A 21,934-nucleotide genomic window follows, 5' to 3' on the forward strand; every position below is an offset into this window, starting at 1 on the left:
TGTTGTCATATCACTGTCCCCCTGTGGCCAATGTCATAATGTTTTCTTGTGTGGCTACTTCCCTTGCAACCTCGCCACTGATGTGTCCTTCATGCACAACCGCGATTCGGTCGCTCATGCCAAGCACTTCAGGTAGCTCCGACGATACCATGATGATTGCAACACCGCGGTCTGTCAGTTCATTCATCAATTCATAGATTTCGCGCTTCGCTCCGACATCCACTCCGCGTGTGGGTTCATCCAGGATAAGTACGCTTGGACCGATACCAACCCATTTCGCGATAACCACCTTCTGCTGGTTACCCCCGGATAGATTCCTTGCCGCCGTCTCGGAGGATTGCGTTTTGATCTGTAGACGTTTGATCAATGTATCTACAAAGTCTTGTTCTTTCGAAGCTGAGATGAAACCTTTGTTTGAGAAACTGAACAGATTCGTCAACGCCATATTTTCGCGAATAGAAAAGTCTAATACCAGCCCTTCATCCTTGCGGTCTTCTGTAATAAATCCGATTCCATGTTTCACTGCATCTGCCGGTTTACGAATGTTTGCTTTTTTGCCGCGGATGAAGATTTCACCGCTATCCAACGTATCCAAACCAAAGATGGTTCTCATGATCTCTGTTCGTCCAGAACCCATGAGTCCTGAGAAACCGAGTATTTCCCCCGCTCTCACGGTGAAGTTAATATTCTCGAATAGACCTTTGCTGCTTGCATTCCTTACTTCGAGGACAACTTCACCATATGAAGGATTCCGGACAGGATAACGCTCGGTAAGTTCACGACCTACCATTTTCCGCACCACTTCATCAAAGCTTGTCTGCGGAATATCTTGCGTGTCTACCGTTCTTCCGTCACGCATGATGGTAATCCGGTCACAGATCGTGAATATCTCCTCCATTCGGTGAGAAATATACACGATGGACACGCCTTCCTTCTTCAGCGAGCTGATTACACCAAACAATTTCTGAATCTCGCGCTCCGTAAGTGCTGCTGTTGGCTCGTCCATAATGATGACCTTAGCATCTGTCATTAACGCTTTGGCAATCTCGATCATCTGTTGCTGCCCGACAGAGCACTCTCCCGCAGGACGTTCCAGTGGTATGTCTACGGAAAGCTTGGCGAACTGTTCTTTGGCAAGCGCTTTCATTTGTCTTGTATTGAGCAATCCGAACGATGATGTCAGTTCCTTACCGATGAAGAGATTATCCAGCACCGTCATTTCAGGCCATACGTTCAGCTCCTGATGTATGAATGTGATACCCAGTTTCTCGGCTTCCTTTGGACTTCCAAAATAGTTTTCTTCTCCGTCGATCATGATGGTCCCTTGGTCTCTCTGATGGAGACCAATCAGAATATTCATCAGTGTGGATTTGCCGGCTCCATTCTCCCCCATCAGGGCATGGACCTCACCGTCTTTTAGTTCAAAATCCACTCCGCTCAGCACCTGATTCGTTCCAAAGGCTTTATGAATATCTTGCATCTGAATGTGCATTACGCAACCTCCTTTTAACCGAAATGGACTCCCGATTGTAAAATGCAATTGGCATAGGGTGTCGCTTCACCTGTGCGGATGATCGCCTTCACCTGCCGGGTTAATACTTTGAATTGTTCGTGGCTGACGGAAGCATCGATTGCTTCTACCCCGAATTTCTCTGTGATGAATTGCATGGCTACGGGATTACCTTCGCGAATCTCTTCAGCCACAATGACTTTCTCAATGACCATATCTTCAGCGATCTCTTCCACCACTTCGTGAAAACTTGGTGTTCCCAGTTTGAGGGCCAGATCGATTTTGAGTACCCCATCCGGTACCGGCAGACCTGCATCCGCAATTGCAATCATGTCCGTATGGCCCAGATCAGACAAAATCTTGGAAATATGACTATTCAACATGCCATTTCTTTTCATTACAAACTCTCCTCTACTTCATCACGCGTTGGCATGCCGCCCTGCGCTCCGAACTTGGTGACGGACAACGATGCAGCCCGATTGGCGAAGCGTATACTCTCTTGCAACGCTTTTCCTTCAGCCAAAGCAACTGCAAATGCGGCGTTGAACGTATCCCCTGCCCCAGTAGTATCGATAGCCTCAACTTTATAAGTTGGGACTAGAATTTCCTCAGTGCCATCAAAGTAACGTACACCTTTACTGCCCTCCGTGATGAACAACTTGTTAGGATACTGACGTAGTGCCTGTGCCGGACTCATACCCTGAAACAAAATCTCGGCTTCATGCTCGTTCGGCGTGATATATGCGGCATTGTCGATCACTTCTTGCGGTAATGTTCTCGCCGGTGCGGGATTAAGCAGTAGCGGTGTTCCGAATTCTGCACATAATGTACTTACATGAACAACCGTTTCCTCCGGAATTTCCTGCTGGATCAGTACGATATCTGCATCACGGATCACTTCAGCTGCTTCATCGACATATGCAGGAGTGACTTCCCGATTCGCCGCTTCAACCACTACGATACTATTATCACCTTCTGCCAGAATGATATGAGCCGTTCCACTTTCTAAATGTGTAACCGGTTTCACATTTTGCGTATTTACAGCATTTGCTCTAAAGTTCTCTAAAATATCTTTGCCAAAAGCATCGTCGCCTACCCGGCCGATCATCGCAACCTCGGCACCCAGTCTTGCAGCGGCAACAGCCTGATTGGCTCCTTTGCCACCAGGAACCGTTTTGAAGCTATCGCCAAGAACGGTTTCCCCCGCTCCCGGCCGTCTTGACGAAGTAACAACCAGATCCATCGAACTGCTTCCAATTACACATATTTTAGCCATCTGATCTCACCTTTCTCGTAGTGCCCCGTTCGATGAAACTTACGGGCAACTGTATGTTTTTGTTCTCTATTGCAGCTTGTTCGACAAGCTGGATAAGTAATCCCGCGGCTTCTCTTCCCATCTCGTATGCTGGCTGATGGATGGTGGACAATGCCGGCGATAACAGGCTGCTCATCGGAATATCATCGAAACCAATAACTTGTACGTCATCAGGAACTTTTTTTCCGATTCGTGATGCCTCATGCAGTACTGCCATGGCTGCGATGTCATTGCTGGCAATGACCCCGTCTGTGTCCGCATACTTCCTGAATAATTCTTCAGCCCATACACCTGCCTCGTTAATTGAAAATGAGGTCGTCTGGATTACCCGGTAGTCTAACCCAGCATCACGGATGATTTCAATCGCCCCTTCAAAACGATCCTGAGCGGGTCTGATCTGTGACGGTCCCTGCATAACCGTGATCCGGCGACTGCCACGTTTGATAATCTCCCTTGCAGCTAGTCTTCCACCTTCCCTGCCATCCGCATACACGGATGGACGATCCAGTGATGTTCTGTCCAGAAACACAACGGGAATCTTCAGTTTTTCATATATTGAAGAATGAGGATAGTTCGTTGAAGAGATCACACCAACCACGTTGTTCTGGATAAACGTCTGGATGTAATCCTGCTCCTTCCGTTCATCCTCATCACTATTTCCAAATATCAGTCTGTAATCCTGTTCCTGCATCCTGTCCTCTACACCGCGGGCCAACTGCGGGAAGTAAGGGTTGGCAATATCCGGCAACAACAGGCCTATCAGTTTGGACTTGCGCTTATATAATGAGCGGGCCACTTCATTTGGCGAAAAGTTAAGCGCCTTCACAGCATCTTCCACTTTCTTGCGTGTGTCCGCATGAACATAACCTCTATCATTAATGACTCTGGATACGGTGGCAACAGATACGCCAGCCAGTTGAGCTACGTCTTTAATTGTTTTCATAAGTTGCTCTCCTCTATGTGTAACCGGTTACAGACATTAAATTATCATATTATTTTTGATTTGACAAGCATTTTCATTCTGGAAATTTCTCCAAGTATACATAAATGTGCACTGGAATCCTTCTATATCATGGTTTTCACCTGTCAGGGAGATCGATACTTCATAGACGTAAAGAGGCCATCACTCGATTAAAACTCAGAGTGATGGCACCCAGATCAACATAAGAATCAGTAATCTCGCTGAACTTAAATAGCCTTTAATTTAACAAATTAGGAGTAAATTTTCCTAATAAATCAATTCATAGCGTTTATTTTATAACTTCCCGTAAACTTCATCTGTAACAGGTTCCAACCATTCCGGTGTGCCTGCAGTGATCGCAATGTGTTCAAACCAACTATCTTTAGCGGCCCCATGCCAATGTTTCACACCATCATGAGTCACAATAACATCGCCGGCTTTTAGGAATTGAGCAGGTTTTCCTTCTTCCTGATACCAACCTTCCCCACCAGTCACTAGCAACAGCTGAAATCCACCGCGATGGATATGCCAGTTATTTCTGCATCCCGGTTCAAACGTTACATTCCCAACACCCACATTCACTTTGGGATCAGCAACCAAGGATTGGAGATAACTATGCCCTACAAAATATTGTGCAAATGCTTCGTTTTTTTCTCCTACCGGGAATATCACTCCATCTTTAACTTCTTCATGTTTAGCCATTTCATTTCCTCCAATGTGATCTTATTGATTAATGCGTCCTGCTCCTATGTTGACTTAAAAATGATTACACACATACGTGCGATATCGCACATTCGTGTATAATATAAAATAATTGCACTGCCTCTGCAAGGATCAAATGAACCCGATCTGTGCCTTATGGCGCAAGGAGACAACATTTGTGCAATTACTCTCTGGAAAGAATGGTGATTACTATCGTTTCTATTACAGATCGAAGAATACTAAAGTCTCAGGAAGCGATCAAATCCGCTTTTATCAAACTCATGAACGAGAAACCTTTTGATAACATTACGATGCAAGATATCTCTGATCATGCAAATGTCGGCCGCAGAACGATATATCATCACTATTCGGACAAATTTGACTTGCTGGATAAATTAATTGAAGAACATATTGATGAACTAAGAAGATTGTGCAAAGAAGCATCCGATCTGGATTTTATAAAAAGCAATGTACTTTGGTTCGATTATTTTGAAGTTCATTATTCATTCTTCTCGGCTATGTTACTGAGTAAAGGAGCCCCTTTTTTCCGCAATCGCTTCCTGGCTCTCGTCATTGAAGAACTGGAAGATGAGGTGAATGTAACGGAGGGCAAAAATAAAGGACTAACGAAAGAAGTTATTCTTACGTTCTTTGGTACAGCAATCGTTGGTATCGTGGAATCCTATTTCACGAATGGATTACCTCGGCAACCTCACATTGTCGCAGAACAAGTTGGGATTTTATTAGAAAGGAATCTATGACATAGACTCCTCATGAACCGTTCCTTCTTTATAATCTTACCACCTGGGGAGCGGTTTATTAATTATCATTACAAACATTGGCGTTATGTGATATGGTCAGTGAAGATATTAGATTCGTACATACATATGTGCATGAAATGCGAGGAGAAGATCGAAAGTGATAGAGAGAAATACCCTTGAGAAACCAAGTAAGTTTAGTGATCCCATTTTTGTCATGCTCGTGGCAAGCCTGTGTTGCTTGTTGTGGGGAAGTGCGTACCCGTCCATCAAACTTGGTTATATCGCATTTAACATTCTGCCGGAAGATATTGCTTCCAAGTATGTATTTGCCGGATACCGATTTACACTAGCGGGCTTGCTGCTCTTGCTCCTGTCTCGTATCGTTAGAAAAGAGAAGCTCCAATTGTCCAGGAAGCAGTGGACAAGCCTTATCATGTTAGGTATATTGCAAACCGGTTTGCAATATATGTTTTTCTACGTTGGCGTAGCCAATACGACGGGTGTCAAAGGCTCCATTATGAACGCAACGACAACCTTTTTCAGTGTTGTTCTGGCCCATTTCATCTATAAAAACGACAAATTAAGCAGAAATAAAATCGTTGGCTGCTTGCTCGGATTCGTTGGTGTAATCATCGTAAACTTCCATACGGATCTGCTTGCTTTTTCCTTTTCATTCACAGGCGAAGGGTTTGTTATTATAGCAGCACTTGTTTTTTCCGTTACGGCCCTTTACGCAAAACGTCTCACCGCTACGATTGATGTTCTGATCATAACAGGGGTCAGCCTGTTTGTTGGGGGACTGGTACTTACGCTGTTAGGTCTATCACTCGGCGGTCGGGTTACTCATTTCACCTTGGAATCCACCAGTAACTTGATCTACCTGGCCTTGCTGTCATCCGTCGCATTTTGTTTGTGGAATATGCTTCTCAAGTATAACAAGGTCGGAAGAGTGTCTGTCTACAACTTCCTAATCCCTGTGTTTGGCGCATTGTTATCGGCGTTATTCCTGGGGGAAACGATCTTGGAACTGAAAAATCTGGCTGCATTACTGTTCGTGTCGGTCGGCATTTATTTAGTCAATCGTGTTCGTTCTGTGCAAAGCTCTAATGATACCCCAATAAAATAGACTACAGTCCATCTCATGGAAATCAAAAAAGCCGCTATTTAGCGGCTTTTTTTGTAATAAGAATATGATACACTTTTGTTTCTTACAATGGGTATAGCTTAATATATACTCGTAAAGTCAATCAAGTCCTCTTCTTCCTCATAATTGAATACAATGGCGTGATTACCCAATTGGTATACCATCTCATAACCACCAACGACTTCATTGTAATACTCTGAGGAAGGTTTCCCCATCCATATTTTCACATTCCATGGTGACAGATTCTGCTTTTCATTGTACAAATCAAAAACGGCAATGCGTGATTTATTGGTTAGCTCGTGCATGTATGAATCAAATCCGACGCCGAATTTAGAATAATAATAGACCGCTCCCCATTCCTCATTTGAACGAGAGGTTGGTTTCCCCAGCTTTTTTTGCGCATTTTGAAGCGTCATGCCAATCTTGATGTCCGTCCGGCCTGGTAATGCACCCTTTAAAGCAGCTTCTTTCAAGCTTTTCAGGTAAGCGCGATCGCCAACACCCGAGTTCGGCCAAGCTTTTGAACGGAGGTTACGCGTATCTTCCAACCGCAACTCCGATTTGTTTACATTCAACTTAAACGTATTAACTCCATAGACGAATTGAAGGTTGTTGTAATTTTTGAACTGTACTCGGGCACCTGAAAGAGTACGGATTCCATCATCTCTGCTTGCAGAGTAGGAATCGTCGATTTTTTTACCCTTATTATCGACATATGTTACACGGCGCAATTCCCCGGAACGAACAATATAGGTTTTCACCTCATTAAAATTAGAAGTTCCCCAATCGGTAATCATCAGCATGTCTGGTGTACTAGCCTCTTTGCTTTTCACAACGAAGTTCCAGGTTTGCGGCAAAATAATCGTATTCAGATCCAGTTTTGCTGCTTGGACTGTTCCGTATGCTGCACCTTTTTTCAGCAAGGCTGCGCGATACGTGCCTGAATAACTCTTGTCGCCTTTTTTATTGTTTGTCCAACCATTTTCTTCGGTCAGCGTGCTCTTCTGTTCATCATAAGCGAAAATATAAACGGTGTAAGCCGTTTGTTTGGCATCACGAAGCGTAAATGAAAGCCGGCTCATACTTTCGAGCTGTTTGGCGGAGATTTGCTCTCCTTTGGCAGCAGCATTGGGTGGAAGCAGAAGCAATGCGCTTAGAACATAGCCGATTAAAGTTAGTAGGGCCAGAGAAGCCCATTTTGATTGGTGCTTAGGGTATATCATTGTTGACTCTCCTTTGAGAAAAAAAATAAAATCTAGTAGCGTTTTTCTAATTTTAAACCGTGCACAACCTCAACATTCAAACAAGTAATTGCTAGCGTGTAATCTTAATCAAACTATGTAATTAATATAGGTTCATGTTCAATAGGCATATCCTCCTACTAGTACTATTTTCCTAAGAATGATAACATACCCTATCTAATAAAGAAATATATAACAATCTGAATCAATAGTTTTCCTTCCATATAACATAAAAAAGCCGCTGATCAGCGGCTCTTCAAGTAACTTCGAATACGATATGATTTACAGGCAGGAGTACACGACATTTCGTAAGCGTCGTTGAACGTATGGCTCCTGGCTATTCAGCAAATGCTGGGCATACATAACTGTAAGCTCTGAATCCGGATCAATAATAGCCATACAACCAGCAGCGCCGCTCCATCCAAATTCGCCAATTGGACTCAGTGAGCCGCTTCCTGCTTTGGAGATATGTGTGCGAACACCCAATCCATAGCCGTATCCATACATATGATCCCAGGAATAATCACCCCGAGTCATCTCGTTCAGGTGATCCGTTCGCATCAGTTCCACTGAAGCTTGTGACAAAATGCGGACGCCTTCGGGACTCGTACCACGCCCAGTAAGTGCATTTAAGAAAAGTGCATAGTCACTAACGGTTGACAACAATCCTGCACCGCCGCTTTCCAACTCTGTCCCTACCCGGAATCCGTTGCCGTCCAGACGGACAGCCTTCTCAAGCTCATCATTATAAGCATATTGCGGAATCAGGCGTGTCTGCTGCTCATCGTTCAGATTAAACGCTGTATCGTTCATACCAAGTGGTCCGGTGATTTCATCCCGGAGATACGTACCAAAGCTTTTGCCACTTACCACTTCCACCAAGGCTCCCAGCACATCATGGCACATGCTGTAATTCCAATGTGTCCCTGGTTCAAACAACAACGGTTCTTTTGCAAGCGCTCTCGCGAAGTCACGTGTAGGCAATGTTCCGTTGGTGCTTTTTACAGCTTCTTGAATGCTTGGACAACCAACGTCATAGGAGAACCCGGCTGTCATGGTGAACAAATCTCGCACTGTAATGGTTCTTGTCGCCTTTTCCAGCCGAATCTCTCCGTTCGCCATCGTTTTCTTCACGGTCATATCAGCATACTCTGGCAGATAATCGGACAGTGGATCACTTAACAGCATTTCACCTCTCTCTACCAGTTGCAATCCTGCCACGCAGGTCATGATTTTGGTCATGGAGTATAGATTGAAGATCGCTCCATCACCGATAGGTGTTTTGTCTTCCAGATTGGCGTATCCATTACGATAATGGAAAACGGTATCATTTCGATGCATAACCAGCACCTCTGCCCACGGTATACGCCAGGATGTAATGCGGTCAATAAATGAAGCAAGCGGTTTAAAATCCATTTTTTCCCGTCCTTCTATGTAAAATCGTTTATCATATTGCGATGTGGTCCATATTCAATCCCACAATCGACATATTAATAATATACGACCTTTTACAACGATTGACCACCACCTATATACTCTCCTATGTGCAATTACAATACATATCCTTTGTGCATCACACTGCTCCACACGAATAAACCGATCCATGAAAGGATCGGCTTATGTTGTACCGTTTTAGACTTCGCCGCGTCTGTTCTCAACCGATTTCATACGGTTTTGATCATCTGGTACCCGGTCAACACTGAACTCTTGACCAGCTTCAACCTCACCATGACCAGAAATATTCCGCGAAAAATTAGTGAACTGTCTTTTTTGTTCATCCAGCTCGTGTTTTTGCTTCAAAAGCTCTTGCGGGTCTTGTTTTGTCACTATGCTAACCTCCCATACATGAAATCATGCATTGTATTCGCACTATAGAAGTTTTCCATAAGAGAGCTGTACTTATGCATGAAATACCGATTCCTTTCATAATATGAGTCCATACATTCACCAAACATTATATAGAAACTGTGTGACATAAAGGAGAGAACAACAGATGAAGCGGATCCTCTTGTCCTATCCTCTTAGTGTAAATACTCCCGTTTATAAAGATAACCCTCCTGTTGAGATTCAGCAGCAGTCCAGCATAGATCAAGGAGATCTGTATAACCAATTTATCATCACATCTCTCGACCATAATGGAACTCATATTGACGGGCCTTGGCATTTCAATCCGCAAGGTCTAAAAATAAGCGAGATTCCAATAGACTACTTTATCTTTACTCATCCAACAATCCTCGATATTCCCAAAGGAGATGATGAACTTATTACAAAAGCTGACTTGGAGCCGTATGAACACCAGATCGCTGGCTCTGATCTACTGCTCATACGCACAGGTTTTGGAAATTTTCGATCATCTGACCCTGTTCGTTATAGTGATCATAACCCAGGGTTTGCAGCAGATGCTGCAAGTTACCTGATGGTTTTTGATTCATTGAGAGCAGTTGGAATGGATATGATCTCTTCTGGCTCTGTGATTCATGTGGATGAAGCTATCACTTTTCATAAGATTATGCTCGGGAAAGGTCGGGTTGATGGCAAGTTCATTCTACTTATAGAGGATATGAATTTAAACCATGATTTATCTGGAATTGAAAAGGTATATGCTGTTCCATTGTATATTGAAGGTGTTGACAGTAGCTTCAGTACAGTTTTTACGGAAGCTTGATTTTTTTTATATACATATGGTAAAACAAAAACGCGCTGGCAAGAGTATTCCTCCTGTCAGCGCGTTTTTGTATGTTAGTGAATATCTTTCTTTTTGAAATTTCCGCCTCTTACTTCAGCTACATCGTATACGACTACAAAAGCAGTTGGGTCAATTTCGTGAATGATATCTTTAATTTTACTCTCTTCCATCCGGTTAATGACACAAGTAATTTCCTTGAATTGCTCATTAGAGTAGCCACCGTAAGCCTCAGTATACGTTGCTCCACGGCCTAAGCGGTCCCGAATGGTTTCAACCATAATCTCAGGTTGATTCGTAATAATTTTAAACGTTTTGGAGCCGCTCAAGCCCTCTTCAACAATATGTATTACTTTAGAAGCAATAAAATACGCAAGTCCTGACAAGATCGCACCTTGCAGACCGAACACGGTAGAAACGACAATAAATACAAACATGTTGAGGAACAGAATGAGATCACTGGTTCCAAAAGGTACTTTTCGCGAAAGGAGTACAGCCAGCATATCTATGCCATCCAATGCGCCACCATTACGTAATGCAAGTCCCATACCAAAACCGATAATAATCCCGCCGACAACCGTAACAAGCAAGGTATCACCTTCAATGATAGTTGGTACATGGTGCATCAGACTCGTGCTGATTGCCAGTGAAGCAATACCGATGATCGAATATAACGCAAAGCTTTTTCCGATTTGCTTGTACCCGAGCCACACAAATGGAATGTTAATAATCCCGATGAGCATCCCCAGTGGTAATCCGAACAGCTGTGATCCTACGATACTCAGACCTGTGACACCACCATCTGAGACATTATTCGGGATCAATATGGCTTCGAGGCCATATGCCGTTATAAATCCCCCAATGATAATCAATAATACTTTGGAGAGAATCTTTAACTTGTTTGACTTTTGTTTTCTGTTTTGATGCATTGCATTTCCCCCTTGATGAACAACCGATAAAAAACAGTCTATAATAAAAATCACTGTTTTGGCAATAGATCGTCATTTGTGTGTGTTAGTTCATTGTCCGATGAGCGTTCGATACGACGAAATTTTATGCTCAAGCATCTCATCAGCTGTGTTAAGTATGTGCATCTGTTTTTGAATCGACTCTTTATGCTCCTCCAGCAGCTTTAAACGATCCGCCGCCGTATGCTCACCTTCCTGAAACAAGGAGGCATATTTTTTAATAATAGCAATGGGCATTTGAGTCTCTTTTAATTTGATCACAAATTGTAGCCACTTCAGGTGTGACTCGTTGTATCGCCTGTCTCCACTGGCATCTCGGAAAGGAGTTATAATCTGTTCCTTCTCATAATAACGCAACGTATGTGCACTGATATGGAGTAATTCTGCCACTTCACCTATGGTATGCATGGTTAACCTCCCCTCCATTTTCCCGCTTGACTTAGAGTAAGCTCTAATCAGTATAATCAACTCGTGGTCACATCACAATAAAAAATGAAATCAGATCCAGGAGGAATTCCCATGAAATATACAGTGATTACCGGTGCCAGTTCAGGCATTGGATATGAAGCGGCTTTAGCTTTTGCAGCTCGTGGCAAAAATATGATCCTGGCTGCACGCAGAACCGATGAATTGGACAAATTAAAAGCAAAAGTAGCTGAAATCAATCCAGATCTGGATGTTGTCATTCGTATAGTGGATCTGTCTATTGCCGCTAATGTGCATGAATTCTATGAAAGTCTTCAGGCTTATTCCATTGAGACTTGGATCAACAACGCCGGATTCGGGAATTTCGCTTCCGTTGGCGAACAACACCTGCCAAAGATTGAGCAGATGCTTCATCTTAATATAGAAGCTCTTACGATTCTTTCTTCCCTGTATGTACGTGATTATGCAAATGTTGATGGCACACAGATCATTAATATCTCCTCTGGTGGTGGATATACGATTGTAGCCGATGCAGTAACCTACTGCGCAACCAAGTTCTATGTTAGTGCCTTTACGGAAGGACTTGCGCAAGAGTTAAAAGGTAAGAACGCAGCGATGCAGGCCAAGGTGCTCGCTCCGGCTGCAACCGAGACGGAATTTGCGAAACATTCCTTTAATGTAGATGAGTTTGAATATGAAGGCAGGGTTCCCAAGTTCCATACGGCGGAACAAATGGCTGGATTTTTGCTGGGGTTGTATGACAGTGAGAGTGTAGTGGGCATTGTGGATGGGTTAACATATGACTTTGAACTAAGAGAACCCATCTTTCCATACGCTGCGAGAGCAGCCTCGAAACCACAACATTAACCCGAAAACTGAAGTCGAAGCTAAGTCGGCTCAATACCAGTAAACATTCATCTAACCTCAATGATAAACATCATTAAATGTAATTGTTAAACATCAGTTAACGTTAAAAAGGGAACCTGTCTCCAGGTTCCCTTCTTTGTATTTATATTCAATGCTTTATATTCAATTCTTAATTGAATGTTTACTATATAATGAAGTAATTATGCCAGCCTCATTTTGAAATCCTGATATCCGAATTCACGGACAACTTCGCAATCGCCGTCTTTTCTTTTGACTGCAATCGCTGGAAGCGGCATGCCGTTGAACGTGTTGGTTTTCACCATGGAGTAAATCGCCATGTCTTCGAATACCAGACGGTCGCCTTCTTGCAAAGGCTGATCGAATGAATAATCCCCAATCACGTCACCAGACAGACAGGTTTGTCCACCTAAGCGATACAGATGAGCCTTCTCACCCACTTCTCCCGAACCGATCAGCGGCGGGCGATATGGCATTTCCAGCACATCAGGCATATGGCATGTAGCTGAAGTATCCAGAATGGCAATGTCCATACCGTTCTTATGGAAGTCCAGCACAGAAGTCACCAGATAACCCGCATTCAGCGCAACAGCTTCTCCCGGCTCCAGATATACTTCCAGACCATAGTCGTTCTGCATACGCTTGATGCATGCTTCCAGTCTTGGAATATCATAATCTTCACGTGTGATATGGTGCCCACCACCGAAGTTGATCCATTCCATCTGCGGCAACCATTGTCCGAACTTCTCGACAACTGCATTTAGCGTAGTCTCCAGATCGTCGGAGTTTTGCTGACACAGTGTGTGGAAGTGCAGTCCGGAGACGCCTTCCAACAGGTCTGCATCGAAATCCTCCAGTTTTGCGCCAAAACGCGAACCCGGAGAACACGGATCGTAGATCTCATGTCCTTCTTGGGTAGAGCATTCAGGGTTGACGCGCAAGCCGACCTTACGGCCAGCCTGAAGCGCCTTATCCTTGAATTTTGCAAGCTGTGAAAAAGAATTGAAAATAATGTGATCGCAGATTGAGATAATCTCGTCGATCTCTTCTGCGCGGTATGCCGGAGCAAAGACATGATTCTCTTTGCCCATTTCCTCATGGCCCAGACGCGCTTCATACAAACCGCTCGCCGTTGCACCGCTCAGGTATTCTCCAATCAGCGGATACATCGCAGTCATGGAAAATGCTTTTTGAGCGAGCACGATTTTGGCACCTGTACGCTGCATAACACCGTTCAGGATTTGCAGGTTTTTCTCAATAAGCGCCTCGTCAACAACAAAACATGGTGTCGGTAATTGCTCGAACCGCATTTTAACGAACAAGCTCCGATTCTTTAACTTCTTCTGGCAGCTCATCAACGAGTACCGGGTTGAAGTCTTCTACCCATGGGAGGCCCCATTTGTTCAACTCTTCCATGAATGGATCTGGGTTGAACTCTTCTACATTATATACGCCTGGTTTGTTCCACTTGCCTGTCATGACCATTGCTGCACCGATCATAGCTGGAACGCCTGTTGTGTACGAGATTGCTTGGGAACCCACTTCTTTGTAGCACTCTTGGTGATCACAGATATTGTATACATAATATGTTTTGTCTTGACCATCTTTTTTGCCTTTGAAAATACAACCGATGTTTGTTTTACCCACAGTACGTGGTCCAAGGGATGCTGGATCCGGCAGTACTGCTTTCAGGAATTGCAGTGGAATAATTTGTTTACCTTCATATTCAATAGGCTCGATTGAAGTCATGCCTACATTTTCAAGAGCTTTCAAGTGAGTCAGGTAGCTTTGACCAAATGTCATGAAGAAACGGATACGTTTCAGACCTGGCATGTTTTTTGCCAAAGATTCCAATTCCTCATGGTACAACAGGTACATGTCTTTCTCTCCAACTTCTTTGAAGTCGTAGACACGTTTGATTTCCATCGGTTTTGTTTCGATCCATTCACCATTCTCCCAGTATCTTCCGTTCGCAGATACTTCGCGAATGTTGATCTCAGGGTTGAAGTTGGTTGCGAACGGATAGCCATGGTCGCCGCCATTGCAGTCCAGAATGTCGATGTACTCAATTTCGTCAAAGTAGTGCTTCAGGGCATAAGCGGAGAATACACCAGTCACACCTGGGTCAAATCCACTACCGAGCAATGCAGTGATGCCTGCTTGTTCAAAACGCTCTTTGTAATCCCATTGCCAGCTGTATTCAAACTTCGCTGTATCATGTGGCTCATAGTTCGCTGTGTCCATGTAATTTGTTTTAGTTGCAAGACAAGCATCCATGATTGTCAGATCTTGATACGGCAAAGCAAGGTTCATAACGATATCAGGTTTAACTTCGTTGATCAGAGCGATCAGTTCGTCAACATTGTCAGCATCTACTTGTGCTGTTGTAATTTTTGTTTTTCCGCCGTCCAGCTTGGCTTTGAGTTCATCACATTTGGATTTAGTACGACTCGCGATGCAGATTTCCTCAAAAACTTCGCTGTTTTGAACGCATTTGTGTACTGCCACGGAAGCAACGCCGCCGGCGCCGATGATTAGTGCTTTTCCCATTTTACATTCTCCTATCCCAATATGTATTTTTTTTAATTGGTTTAATACGATGACAACAAGACAACAAAAAAAGCAAGGTGAAAAATGCTCGCAATCGCGCATCATCACACTTGCTTATCGATATACATCATAAAAAAGACGTGAAGTCTCCATGACCAAAAAAGTTCACAAGAACTCCTTTGGCGGAAAGCTCCTTCATGTATATCAATATTGGATCAGAGTCTATATAGCAAATAATTCGCCTTTACCACTCTTATTGACCGTTTCACAAGTTGATGTGCAATTGCACTGGTTGTAAAGTAACCAACTTATAAAATTTGAGCTTTGAACTCAATCAATAAAGCAACGTAAGTTGCCAATCGGCGTTTGACCCGGCTGTCCGTATGGCCTTAACTTCCTGGTGAAGTGGTCAAAATTATCTGCTGGAAAGCTCTAATTCATATTGATAAATTAACTTCCCAAAATCACAGGTCTTACACTATCAGACGTTGAAAAAAAAATCAAGCAATTATCAAAAAATAATTTTTTGTCCGGATAACGACTAGGATTGAAATTGATATCCTTCGAATACTTTTAACCCTTCTTTGTTAAGTAATTCCCTTGTTACTTCAGGCTTTTGAGGACTTTTGTCGAATACTTCTTCACACGCGATCATGATGTTGCCACCAGCAATTTCCGCTAATTGATCATGGGATACACTATACACCAGCCTCCCCAGATTCGACCAAACCATCGCACCGGAACACATCACACACGGTTCACAACTCGTATACAGAGTGTATTCGCTCAGGTCAAACACGTGGTGTTCGGTACAATACTTTCGGATAAGCCCAATTTCTGCATGATGCGTAGGGTCACAAAAAGTGTTGATTTTATTTTCCCCAATCATGACGACCTCTCCGTTTTTCACCAGAATGGCTCCGAATGGTTCGTTTCCTTCTTTGCGAGCTTGCAGAGCAATTTCAATGGCTTTATGCATGAATTGTTCATCTTTATTCATAAGGTTAACCTCCACCACAAAAATTATGTATCCCACTTTATCTTTTACATTAAGCATGTTCACCACATGAAATGCTTCTTGTTCATTCCATTCTATCATCTATACCAATAAAGAGTATGACGAAAATTCGTCATACTCCAATGGGTCGTACTACGTTTATCTATTAAAATTTCACAGGCAATGCTGCCAATCCCTGTGATGACAAAGCAGAATGCCACTGAATCTCTTCCTGAGGAATACTGAGTTGAATATCCGGTAGCCGACGTAAAAGCGTGGTAAACGCCACGTCCCCTTCTACACGAGCAAGTGGAGCACCGAGACACATATGGATGCCGTGTCCAAAGGCCAAATGCCGTTTTATTTTGCGTTCGATATCCAAATCTTCGGGGTCAGTGAACTGCTGCTCGTCCCGATTCGCTGATTTCAGAAGGGGAATCACAACATCTCCCTTTTGAATCAATTGTCCATCCAACTCCGTGTCCTGTGTTGCATAACGAGGACCTGAAGAAGTGGCGGGTCCGTTATATCGTAACAACTCCTCCACCGCAGAAGGAACCAGATTCAGATCTTGTTTCAGTTGTTCCAGTTGTTCGGGATGGGTCAGAAGAAGATAAGAGCCGGTTGCAATCAGATTGGAAGTCGTCTCATGTCCAGCAAATATCAATAACGTGATCATGGATATTAATTCATCTTCATTCAGTCGATCACCCTCCTCCTCAATCGCAATCAATTGACTGATGAGGTCATCTGAAGGTTCTACTCGTTTATTCGCCACAAGCTGTGAGGTGTACTCTGCAAATGATCGCAAGTGCTGCGCTACTGCAGGGTCCTGTTTACCAAAACCAAGACCTTTGGCAATGGCTTCAGACCATACATGGATCTGAGGTCGGTCTTCCTGAGGTATACCCAACATCTCGGAAATAACGTTGATTGGGAAAGGATAGGCATAGTCTTTTACAAGATCCATCTCTCCTTTTCCTTCGAATTGGTCAATCAACTCATCCGCAATTTCCTGGACGCGTGGACGCAGGCTTTCCATATATCTTGGCGTGAACGCTTTGGAAACCAGGCTACGCAGTCTACGGTGATCCGGTTCATCAACAAAGAGCATCGACTTTCCGGTAAAAAAAGTCTGGGGTTCCGACGAACCAAGCTCGCCTGAGAGATTCTTTCGAATATCATTGCCACTATCAATAGAGTTCATATCTACCGTAAATCGAGAGTGATCTTTCAGCACTTCCATGGCAACGTCCATCCGAGTTACAATCCAGGTTTGCCCTGCTCCACCCATCGGATTAGGAATAGGAACAACGGAGCCTTTGAAACGCATCTGTGCAAACATGGCAAATGGATCTTTACTATTTTCTTCGCTAAACAAATTAAATTCTACTTTTTCTGATGTCTGGTTATTCGAGTTATTCATATAAATCTTCCTTTCGAAGTGAAGTTATTCGAATCTATGGAAATATATGTTCATTCCGATTATATACTACTCGTATATTTAATTTCAAATATCATAGTTTAAACAACATAAAACAACTGTTATAACAACATTTTATTAATATACTAATAGTATATTAATAAAAACTAGGGGCATATAAAATCAAAAAAAGAGGTTGGCTTTGAGCCAACCCCCATATTAATTCCGTTGCTTCACCAGTTCCAAGTACCACCAACAGGCTTCGGTCACTCTATTGGCTTCCGATTGAAACGCACTGGATTTGTACTCTTTGTGAAACGCTTGAAGTACCACTTCGATTACAGGAATATTTAAATCCTCTTGATCCTGTAATAACGCTAAAAGCCCCTTCGAAAGTTGCTTTAATGATGCAGATTCCTTGGATTTTTGAACACGGTTGTTGAACTCTTCCAATTCCTCCAACAGAGTATCAATACCCAGTCCCATATCATGGTTACGCTCATCGGCATTCAGGAAATAGAGAGACTGAAAGTCGAAAATATGTTCATTTCTCTGGTGCATGGTTCTTAGAATCACTTCAATGTACGTTAGTACTTTTGGAACTACTTCGCTCCATACCGGTTTTTGCGTATTTAGACTTCTTGATGTGTTGGCAATCTGATGTAATATGCCGTAACACAAAATTGCCCCTTCGTTGGCATATAAGCTAATGTCGTTCCCGTACACCTGAATCAAGCGTGTGGACAGCCATTTCAGGTGAACTGTAGCCAGCTTGGCTGAGTTGATCTCCCCGGAATAAAATCCCGTCCAATATAATTCCCATACTCGCTCTTTATTAGGTACAGACATAGGAATCGCAATCTGATCTACGAGCAGGTCATAATCCGATGTATAGTGATTTTGTTCAAGCTCTTTGCGAATGAAAACATCCTCTTGCATACGCTGATCAATAATCGAATATAAACAGTCTTCTTTTGAGCTGAAGAATTTGTAGAATGTGCCTTTGGATACACCTGATTGATCCAGGATCATCTGGATTGTTGTATTTGCATAGCTATGCTCTAAAAATAGCGCAAGTGCTGTTTCCAATAAACTTTGTTTACGACTACTCATGTCTCGTTATCGCCCCAAGTTTTTCTATTGATTTTAACATTCATTCCTCAGGAGTTGAAGCTTTGATTCGCAGTATAGATATCATATAAAATAATTGCACAATGAGTAAATTTGCACAATGAGCAACTTGTTTGTTATGATAAACCTCACAAAGTGCATGTTCAGTAAGTGTGCTCTTCTTAAAAAGAATTAAACCATAGTCATTGGTGTTGGAGGTGAACGCATAAGCGGAGAATAATGATTAAAAGAAACTTGCGACATTTGAAGAAAGAAGCCACTGAAAAAGCACTTGCTGGTGCTGCATTTGAACTTACCCTTGAACATGGGCTTGATGGCTTTACGGTCGAAGATATCGTGCATCAGGTGGGTTGTTCACGTAGAACATTTGCAAACTACTTCACATGTAAAGAGGAAGCCGTAGCAAGAGGTGCGATATCCGTTCAGAATACAACGGAACTCGAAGAGTTACTTACCGAAATGCCCGACAACGTCTCCTTGCTTGACGTACTGTATAACCTGATCAAGATGCAACTTACAACAGAACTAATTGGAAGACTTCATCAGCTGCTCTCACTATCCCAGACTTATCCCGTGTTAGAACCGCATTATCTTGGAGCCATGCACCGGATGCAGACACAGGCACAAGATACCTTATTAGACTTATCCAACGGGAAGTATGACGAGATCTATACTTATCTTCTGATCAACGCACTATATGGAACGATACTGCCATTAATTGATGGAAGACTCAATGTGTTGCTGCCCGGACAAATCATGACTGAAGATACCAAGCCCGGTGCTATCACCTTTGATCAATTTTTGGAAACCACATTTAATCATTTGCGGGCAGGATTCGAACATGCCAACCATCCACATTCATCATAGAGGAGTGTAAATTAGAGAAATGTCTACATTATTATACAGAGTGGGGAAAACCGCTTTTAGCAAACCTGCAACCTTCATCATTGGCTGGGTTTTAATTCTGGGAATTGTCATCTCCATGATCAGCATCAATGGTATTCACATCAGTTCTGAAATGAAGATTGAAGGCACAGAGTCACAGAAGGTACTGGATCAATTGGCAAAAGAACTGCCAGCCGCCTCCGGCGGTCAAGGAAGTGTTGTCTTCAAGGCACCCGACAACGAGCGTTTGGATACGCCTGAACGTTTGGCTGCCATGATGAAAGGTGTTAATGAAGTTTACGGATTAGACAAAGTCATTAATCCTGCGGACTATGCAGCTGAAGCGGGTAATTCGGGTGCTTCGGCGGAAATGGCTCAGAACGCTCAGGCTACCGATACGGCACAATCCGGAACAACCACGCCTCCTCCCTATGGACCTTTGATGGTCGATGGTGTTCCTGTACCTGGTATGCTGATCTCTTCGGACGGTAGTATTGCACTGTTCCAGTTCCAATTTACAATCGAGCAGTCTGCCATAACACAGGATGTATTTGATTCCGTTATTCAATCTGTTATGACAGTAGAGCAAGGAACCAACATTACGGTCTTGCCGGGCGAAACGCTCAAAACGGTATCGATTGGGGTTGGCTCGGCTGAGATTGTCGGATTGGTGATTGCTGTCATTGTATTGCTGATCACCCTTGGCTCCGTTGTTGCAGCAGGTCTGCCTCTGATCACTGCACTCCTCGGAGTTGCCATTGGAGTTGGTGGTGCGTTCTCCATCTCCAAATTCATCGAAATGCCTAGTGTTACTTCCGTCCTGGCTCTCATGGTTGGATTGGCTGTTGGAATCGATTATGCTCTCTTCATTGTTAATCGCCAGCGTCGAATGATCATTGATCAAGGCTTGAGCGCAAAAGAAGCCACTGCCAGAGCTATTGGTACATCGGGCAGCGCGGTATTTTTTGCCGGATTAACCGTCATTATTGCACTGTGCGGTATGCTTGTCATCGGTCTCACATTCTTGTCTACGATGGCTTTGGTCGCAGCAGCCACCGTACTCATCAACGTATTTGTTGCTTTAACCCTGTTGCCTGCTTTACTCGGATTGGTAGGAGAACGCATCTGTTCCGCCAAAGCTCGTGAGAAAAGCGCGAAACATCCTAAAGCCACTAGCCGCGGAGTCGCGGACAGATGGGTGAAATTCGTTATCAAAAATCGTTGGGCTACCATTATCGCCATCATCGTCATTCTTGGTTTTGCCGCGACGCCGATTACCAAAATGGAAATGGGTATTCCTGGCGCTTCCTCAGCGAATCTGGATACAACTGCAAGACAAAGTTATGATGCCATCTCCGAAGGCTTCGGGGAAGGATTTAACGGACCACTTATTCTGGTTGCAGAGCCTAATCAGTCTTCCGTAAAAGTTACACCGGAACTCTTGGGTGGTCTGGTGATGGAACTTCAAGGTCAGAATAACGTTGCACAAGTCACACCGCTTGGTATGACAGAAGATTTAGCTATTTTCAGTCTCATTCCAAAAACGGGTCCTAACGATAATCTCACCAAAACACTGGTCACTGATCTACGCGCGGCTAATTCCAGCATCGCACATACCTATGATGTGAAACTTGGAGTTACTGGACTCACAGCTGTTAACATCGATATGTCAGCCAAACTGGCGCAGGTATTCCCTATTTATGTAGGCATCATAATCCTGCTGTCGCTGATCATCCTGTTACTCGTATTCCGTTCGATCATCGTTCCCATCAAAGCAACAATTGGCTTCCTGCTTAGTATCCTGGCTACATTCGGGATCACAACTGCTGTATTCCAATGGGGCTGGCTGCATTCGCTCTTTGGTTTCGATACAGGCGGCCCGCTGCTGAGCTTTATGCCGATCATCGTGACAGGTATCCTGTATGGCCTGGCGATGGACTATCAAGTCTTCCTGGTTAGTTCCATGCGGGAATCCTATGTGCATGGTCATCGCGGAACTGAATCCGTCGTGCATGGGTACAATCAGGTAAGTCGCGTAGTTGTTGCCGCAGCAGTAATTATGGTCTCTGTATTTGCAGGATTTATATTCACTGATGATGTTATGATCAAACAGATTGGTTTCACTTTGGCGGTAGGCATTCTGATTGATGCTTTCATTATCCGAATGGGCTTGGTCCCAGCCATCATGGCTATTTTTGGAGACAAGGCTTGGGCACTTCCAAAATGGCTGGATCGCATTCTGCCAAACTTGGATGTTGAAGGCGAGAAGCTGATTGCTTCCCTGAATGCTGAAGAGCATACCAACACGAAGTCTGGATTAAAATAATCATTCCACTACAATCGTAATGGTAA

General features: G+C 43.6%; 21 protein-coding genes. 6 read left to right on the forward strand and 15 right to left on the reverse strand.

What is annotated here, in order from left to right; genetic code table 11:
• Positions 1-10: 10 nt before the first annotated feature.
• The 5 genes from MKY87_RS29640 to MKY87_RS29660 form a co-directional block, all read right to left on the reverse strand.
• The gene (locus tag MKY87_RS29640) at positions 11-1,492 is read right to left on the reverse strand and encodes a sugar ABC transporter ATP-binding protein (protein WP_340967622.1); all 1,482 of its coding nucleotides are present in this window, start codon (positions 1,490-1,492) and stop codon (positions 11-13) included.
• Positions 1,493-1,506: 14 nt separating this feature from the next.
• Positions 1,507-1,908: a D-ribose pyranase gene (gene rbsD / locus MKY87_RS29645; RefSeq protein ID WP_340967623.1), complete on the reverse strand. Its 402-nt coding sequence runs from the start codon at positions 1,906-1,908 to the stop codon at positions 1,507-1,509.
• Complete coding sequence (gene rbsK, locus MKY87_RS29650) at positions 1,908-2,786, reverse strand: ribokinase (RefSeq protein WP_340967625.1); 879 nt, start codon at positions 2,784-2,786, stop codon at positions 1,908-1,910. Before rbsK ends, rbsD begins: the two co-directional genes overlap by 1 nt.
• The gene (locus MKY87_RS29655) at positions 2,779-3,768 is read right to left on the reverse strand and encodes a LacI family DNA-binding transcriptional regulator (RefSeq protein ID WP_340967627.1); all 990 of its coding nucleotides are present in this window, start codon (positions 3,766-3,768) and stop codon (positions 2,779-2,781) included. Before MKY87_RS29655 ends, rbsK begins: the two co-directional genes overlap by 8 nt.
• 312 nt (positions 3,769-4,080) lie before the next feature.
• The gene (locus MKY87_RS29660; RefSeq protein WP_340967629.1) at positions 4,081-4,488 is read right to left on the reverse strand and encodes a cupin domain-containing protein; all 408 of its coding nucleotides are present in this window, start codon (positions 4,486-4,488) and stop codon (positions 4,081-4,083) included.
• 281 nt (positions 4,489-4,769) lie between these two features.
• Here MKY87_RS29660 and MKY87_RS29665 point away from each other — a divergent pair, with 281 nt between their 5' ends.
• Both MKY87_RS29665 and MKY87_RS29670 read left to right on the forward strand, forming a co-directional pair.
• Positions 4,770-5,249 (forward strand): TetR/AcrR family transcriptional regulator, encoded by a 480-nt coding sequence (locus tag MKY87_RS29665; RefSeq protein WP_445669471.1) that lies wholly within the window; start codon positions 4,770-4,772, stop codon positions 5,247-5,249.
• Positions 5,250-5,406: 157 nt separating this feature from the next.
• A complete protein-coding gene (locus tag MKY87_RS29670) occupies positions 5,407-6,375 on the forward strand; it encodes a DMT family transporter (protein ID WP_340967631.1) in 969 nt (322 codons plus the stop codon).
• A 98-nt stretch (positions 6,376-6,473) separates the two neighbouring features.
• On the opposite strand, the gene MKY87_RS29675 is transcribed toward MKY87_RS29670, so the two are convergent.
• The 3 genes from MKY87_RS29675 to MKY87_RS29685 form a co-directional block, all read right to left on the reverse strand.
• Positions 6,474-7,616 (reverse strand): DUF4309 domain-containing protein, encoded by a 1,143-nt coding sequence (locus MKY87_RS29675; protein WP_340967632.1) that lies wholly within the window; start codon positions 7,614-7,616, stop codon positions 6,474-6,476.
• Positions 7,617-7,916: 300 nt separating this feature from the next.
• Positions 7,917-9,050: a serine hydrolase domain-containing protein gene (locus MKY87_RS29680; protein ID WP_340967633.1), complete on the reverse strand. Its 1,134-nt coding sequence runs from the start codon at positions 9,048-9,050 to the stop codon at positions 7,917-7,919.
• A 216-nt stretch (positions 9,051-9,266) separates the two neighbouring features.
• A complete protein-coding gene (locus tag MKY87_RS29685; RefSeq protein ID WP_017688524.1) occupies positions 9,267-9,461 on the reverse strand; it encodes a hypothetical protein in 195 nt (64 codons plus the stop codon).
• 166 nt (positions 9,462-9,627) lie between these two features.
• On the opposite strand from MKY87_RS29685, the gene MKY87_RS29690 reads away from it, so the two are divergent.
• Positions 9,628-10,299: a cyclase family protein gene (locus tag MKY87_RS29690; RefSeq protein ID WP_340967634.1), complete on the forward strand. Its 672-nt coding sequence runs from the start codon at positions 9,628-9,630 to the stop codon at positions 10,297-10,299.
• 74 nt (positions 10,300-10,373) lie between these two features.
• Here the strand turns inward: MKY87_RS29690 and MKY87_RS29695 are convergent, their stop codons facing one another.
• Positions 10,374-11,246: a YitT family protein gene (locus MKY87_RS29695; protein ID WP_036670902.1), complete on the reverse strand. Its 873-nt coding sequence runs from the start codon at positions 11,244-11,246 to the stop codon at positions 10,374-10,376.
• A gap of 90 nt (positions 11,247-11,336) precedes the next feature.
• On the reverse strand, positions 11,337-11,693 hold the full coding sequence (locus tag MKY87_RS29700; protein ID WP_338594670.1) for a MerR family transcriptional regulator: 357 nt from the start codon (positions 11,691-11,693) through the stop codon (positions 11,337-11,339).
• Between the two features lie 111 nt (positions 11,694-11,804).
• Between MKY87_RS29700 and MKY87_RS29705 the strand changes: the two genes are divergently transcribed.
• On the forward strand, positions 11,805-12,578 hold the full coding sequence (locus MKY87_RS29705; protein WP_340967636.1) for an SDR family NAD(P)-dependent oxidoreductase: 774 nt from the start codon (positions 11,805-11,807) through the stop codon (positions 12,576-12,578).
• Positions 12,579-12,778: 200 nt separating this feature from the next.
• Here MKY87_RS29705 and nspC read toward each other — a convergent pair whose 3' ends face one another.
• The 5 genes from nspC to MKY87_RS29730 all read right to left on the reverse strand — a co-directional run bounded on the left by nspC (position 12,779) and on the right by MKY87_RS29730 (position 18,679).
• Positions 12,779-13,906: a carboxynorspermidine decarboxylase gene (gene nspC / locus MKY87_RS29710; protein ID WP_036670896.1), complete on the reverse strand. Its 1,128-nt coding sequence runs from the start codon at positions 13,904-13,906 to the stop codon at positions 12,779-12,781.
• Between the two features lies 1 nt (position 13,907).
• Positions 13,908-15,146, reverse strand: a complete 1,239-nt coding sequence (locus MKY87_RS29715) for a saccharopine dehydrogenase family protein (protein WP_017688530.1) — start codon at positions 15,144-15,146, stop codon at positions 13,908-13,910.
• A 541-nt stretch (positions 15,147-15,687) separates the two neighbouring features.
• The gene (locus MKY87_RS29720; RefSeq protein WP_340967638.1) at positions 15,688-16,146 is read right to left on the reverse strand and encodes a nucleoside deaminase; all 459 of its coding nucleotides are present in this window, start codon (positions 16,144-16,146) and stop codon (positions 15,688-15,690) included.
• 163 nt (positions 16,147-16,309) lie between these two features.
• Positions 16,310-17,569, reverse strand: a complete 1,260-nt coding sequence (locus tag MKY87_RS29725) for a cytochrome P450 family protein (protein ID WP_340967640.1) — start codon at positions 17,567-17,569, stop codon at positions 16,310-16,312.
• Between the two features lie 216 nt (positions 17,570-17,785).
• Positions 17,786-18,679 (reverse strand): TetR/AcrR family transcriptional regulator, encoded by an 894-nt coding sequence (locus MKY87_RS29730; protein ID WP_340967641.1) that lies wholly within the window; start codon positions 18,677-18,679, stop codon positions 17,786-17,788.
• Positions 18,680-18,916: 237 nt separating this feature from the next.
• On the opposite strand from MKY87_RS29730, the gene MKY87_RS29735 reads away from it, so the two are divergent.
• Positions 18,917-19,564, forward strand: coding sequence for a TetR/AcrR family transcriptional regulator (locus MKY87_RS29735; RefSeq protein ID WP_036670891.1), 648 nt, complete (start codon positions 18,917-18,919; stop codon positions 19,562-19,564).
• A 19-nt stretch (positions 19,565-19,583) separates the two neighbouring features.
• Positions 19,584-21,908 carry an MMPL family transporter gene (locus tag MKY87_RS29740; protein ID WP_036670890.1) on the forward strand — a complete coding sequence of 775 codons (2,325 nt, stop codon included), beginning with the start codon at positions 19,584-19,586 and terminating at the stop codon, positions 21,906-21,908.
• The last annotated feature ends 26 nt before the right edge of the window (positions 21,909-21,934 follow it).

The organism is Paenibacillus sp. FSL R7-0198 (assembly GCF_038000415.1).
Taxonomy (GTDB): Bacteria; Bacillota; Bacilli; order Paenibacillales; family Paenibacillaceae; genus Paenibacillus.

What these genes read in the sequence shown, in the direction of transcription:
- MKY87_RS29640 (WP_340967622.1), bottom strand. Translation starts at nt 1,492, where the DNA reads ATGCACATTCAGATGCAAGATATTCATAAAGCCTTTGGAACGAATCAG.
- rbsD (WP_340967623.1), bottom strand. Translation starts at nt 1,908, where the DNA reads ATGAAAAGAAATGGCATGTTGAATAGTCATATTTCCAAGATTTTGTCT.
- rbsK (WP_340967625.1), bottom strand. Translation starts at nt 2,786, where the DNA reads ATGGCTAAAATATGTGTAATTGGAAGCAGTTCGATGGATCTGGTTGTT.
- MKY87_RS29655 (WP_340967627.1), bottom strand. Translation starts at nt 3,768, where the DNA reads ATGAAAACAATTAAAGACGTAGCTCAACTGGCTGGCGTATCTGTTGCC.
- MKY87_RS29660 (WP_340967629.1), bottom strand. Translation starts at nt 4,488, where the DNA reads ATGGCTAAACATGAAGAAGTTAAAGATGGAGTGATATTCCCGGTAGGA.
- MKY87_RS29665 (WP_445669471.1), top strand. Translation starts at nt 4,770, where the DNA reads ATGAACGAGAAACCTTTTGATAACATTACGATGCAAGATATCTCTGAT.
- MKY87_RS29675 (WP_340967632.1), bottom strand. Translation starts at nt 7,616, where the DNA reads ATGATATACCCTAAGCACCAATCAAAATGGGCTTCTCTGGCCCTACTA.
- MKY87_RS29680 (WP_340967633.1), bottom strand. Translation starts at nt 9,050, where the DNA reads ATGGATTTTAAACCGCTTGCTTCATTTATTGACCGCATTACATCCTGG.
- MKY87_RS29690 (WP_340967634.1), top strand. Translation starts at nt 9,628, where the DNA reads ATGAAGCGGATCCTCTTGTCCTATCCTCTTAGTGTAAATACTCCCGTT.
- MKY87_RS29695 (WP_036670902.1), bottom strand. Translation starts at nt 11,246, where the DNA reads ATGCATCAAAACAGAAAACAAAAGTCAAACAAGTTAAAGATTCTCTCC.
- MKY87_RS29700 (WP_338594670.1), bottom strand. Translation starts at nt 11,693, where the DNA reads ATGCATACCATAGGTGAAGTGGCAGAATTACTCCATATCAGTGCACAT.
- MKY87_RS29705 (WP_340967636.1), top strand. Translation starts at nt 11,805, where the DNA reads ATGAAATATACAGTGATTACCGGTGCCAGTTCAGGCATTGGATATGAA.
- nspC (WP_036670896.1), bottom strand. Translation starts at nt 13,906, where the DNA reads ATGCGGTTCGAGCAATTACCGACACCATGTTTTGTTGTTGACGAGGCG.
- MKY87_RS29715 (WP_017688530.1), bottom strand. Translation starts at nt 15,146, where the DNA reads ATGGGAAAAGCACTAATCATCGGCGCCGGCGGCGTTGCTTCCGTGGCA.
- MKY87_RS29720 (WP_340967638.1), bottom strand. Translation starts at nt 16,146, where the DNA reads ATGAATAAAGATGAACAATTCATGCATAAAGCCATTGAAATTGCTCTG.
- MKY87_RS29725 (WP_340967640.1), bottom strand. Translation starts at nt 17,569, where the DNA reads ATGAATAACTCGAATAACCAGACATCAGAAAAAGTAGAATTTAATTTG.
- MKY87_RS29730 (WP_340967641.1), bottom strand. Translation starts at nt 18,679, where the DNA reads ATGAGTAGTCGTAAACAAAGTTTATTGGAAACAGCACTTGCGCTATTT.
- MKY87_RS29735 (WP_036670891.1), top strand. Translation starts at nt 18,917, where the DNA reads ATGATTAAAAGAAACTTGCGACATTTGAAGAAAGAAGCCACTGAAAAA.
- MKY87_RS29740 (WP_036670890.1), top strand. Translation starts at nt 19,584, where the DNA reads ATGTCTACATTATTATACAGAGTGGGGAAAACCGCTTTTAGCAAACCT.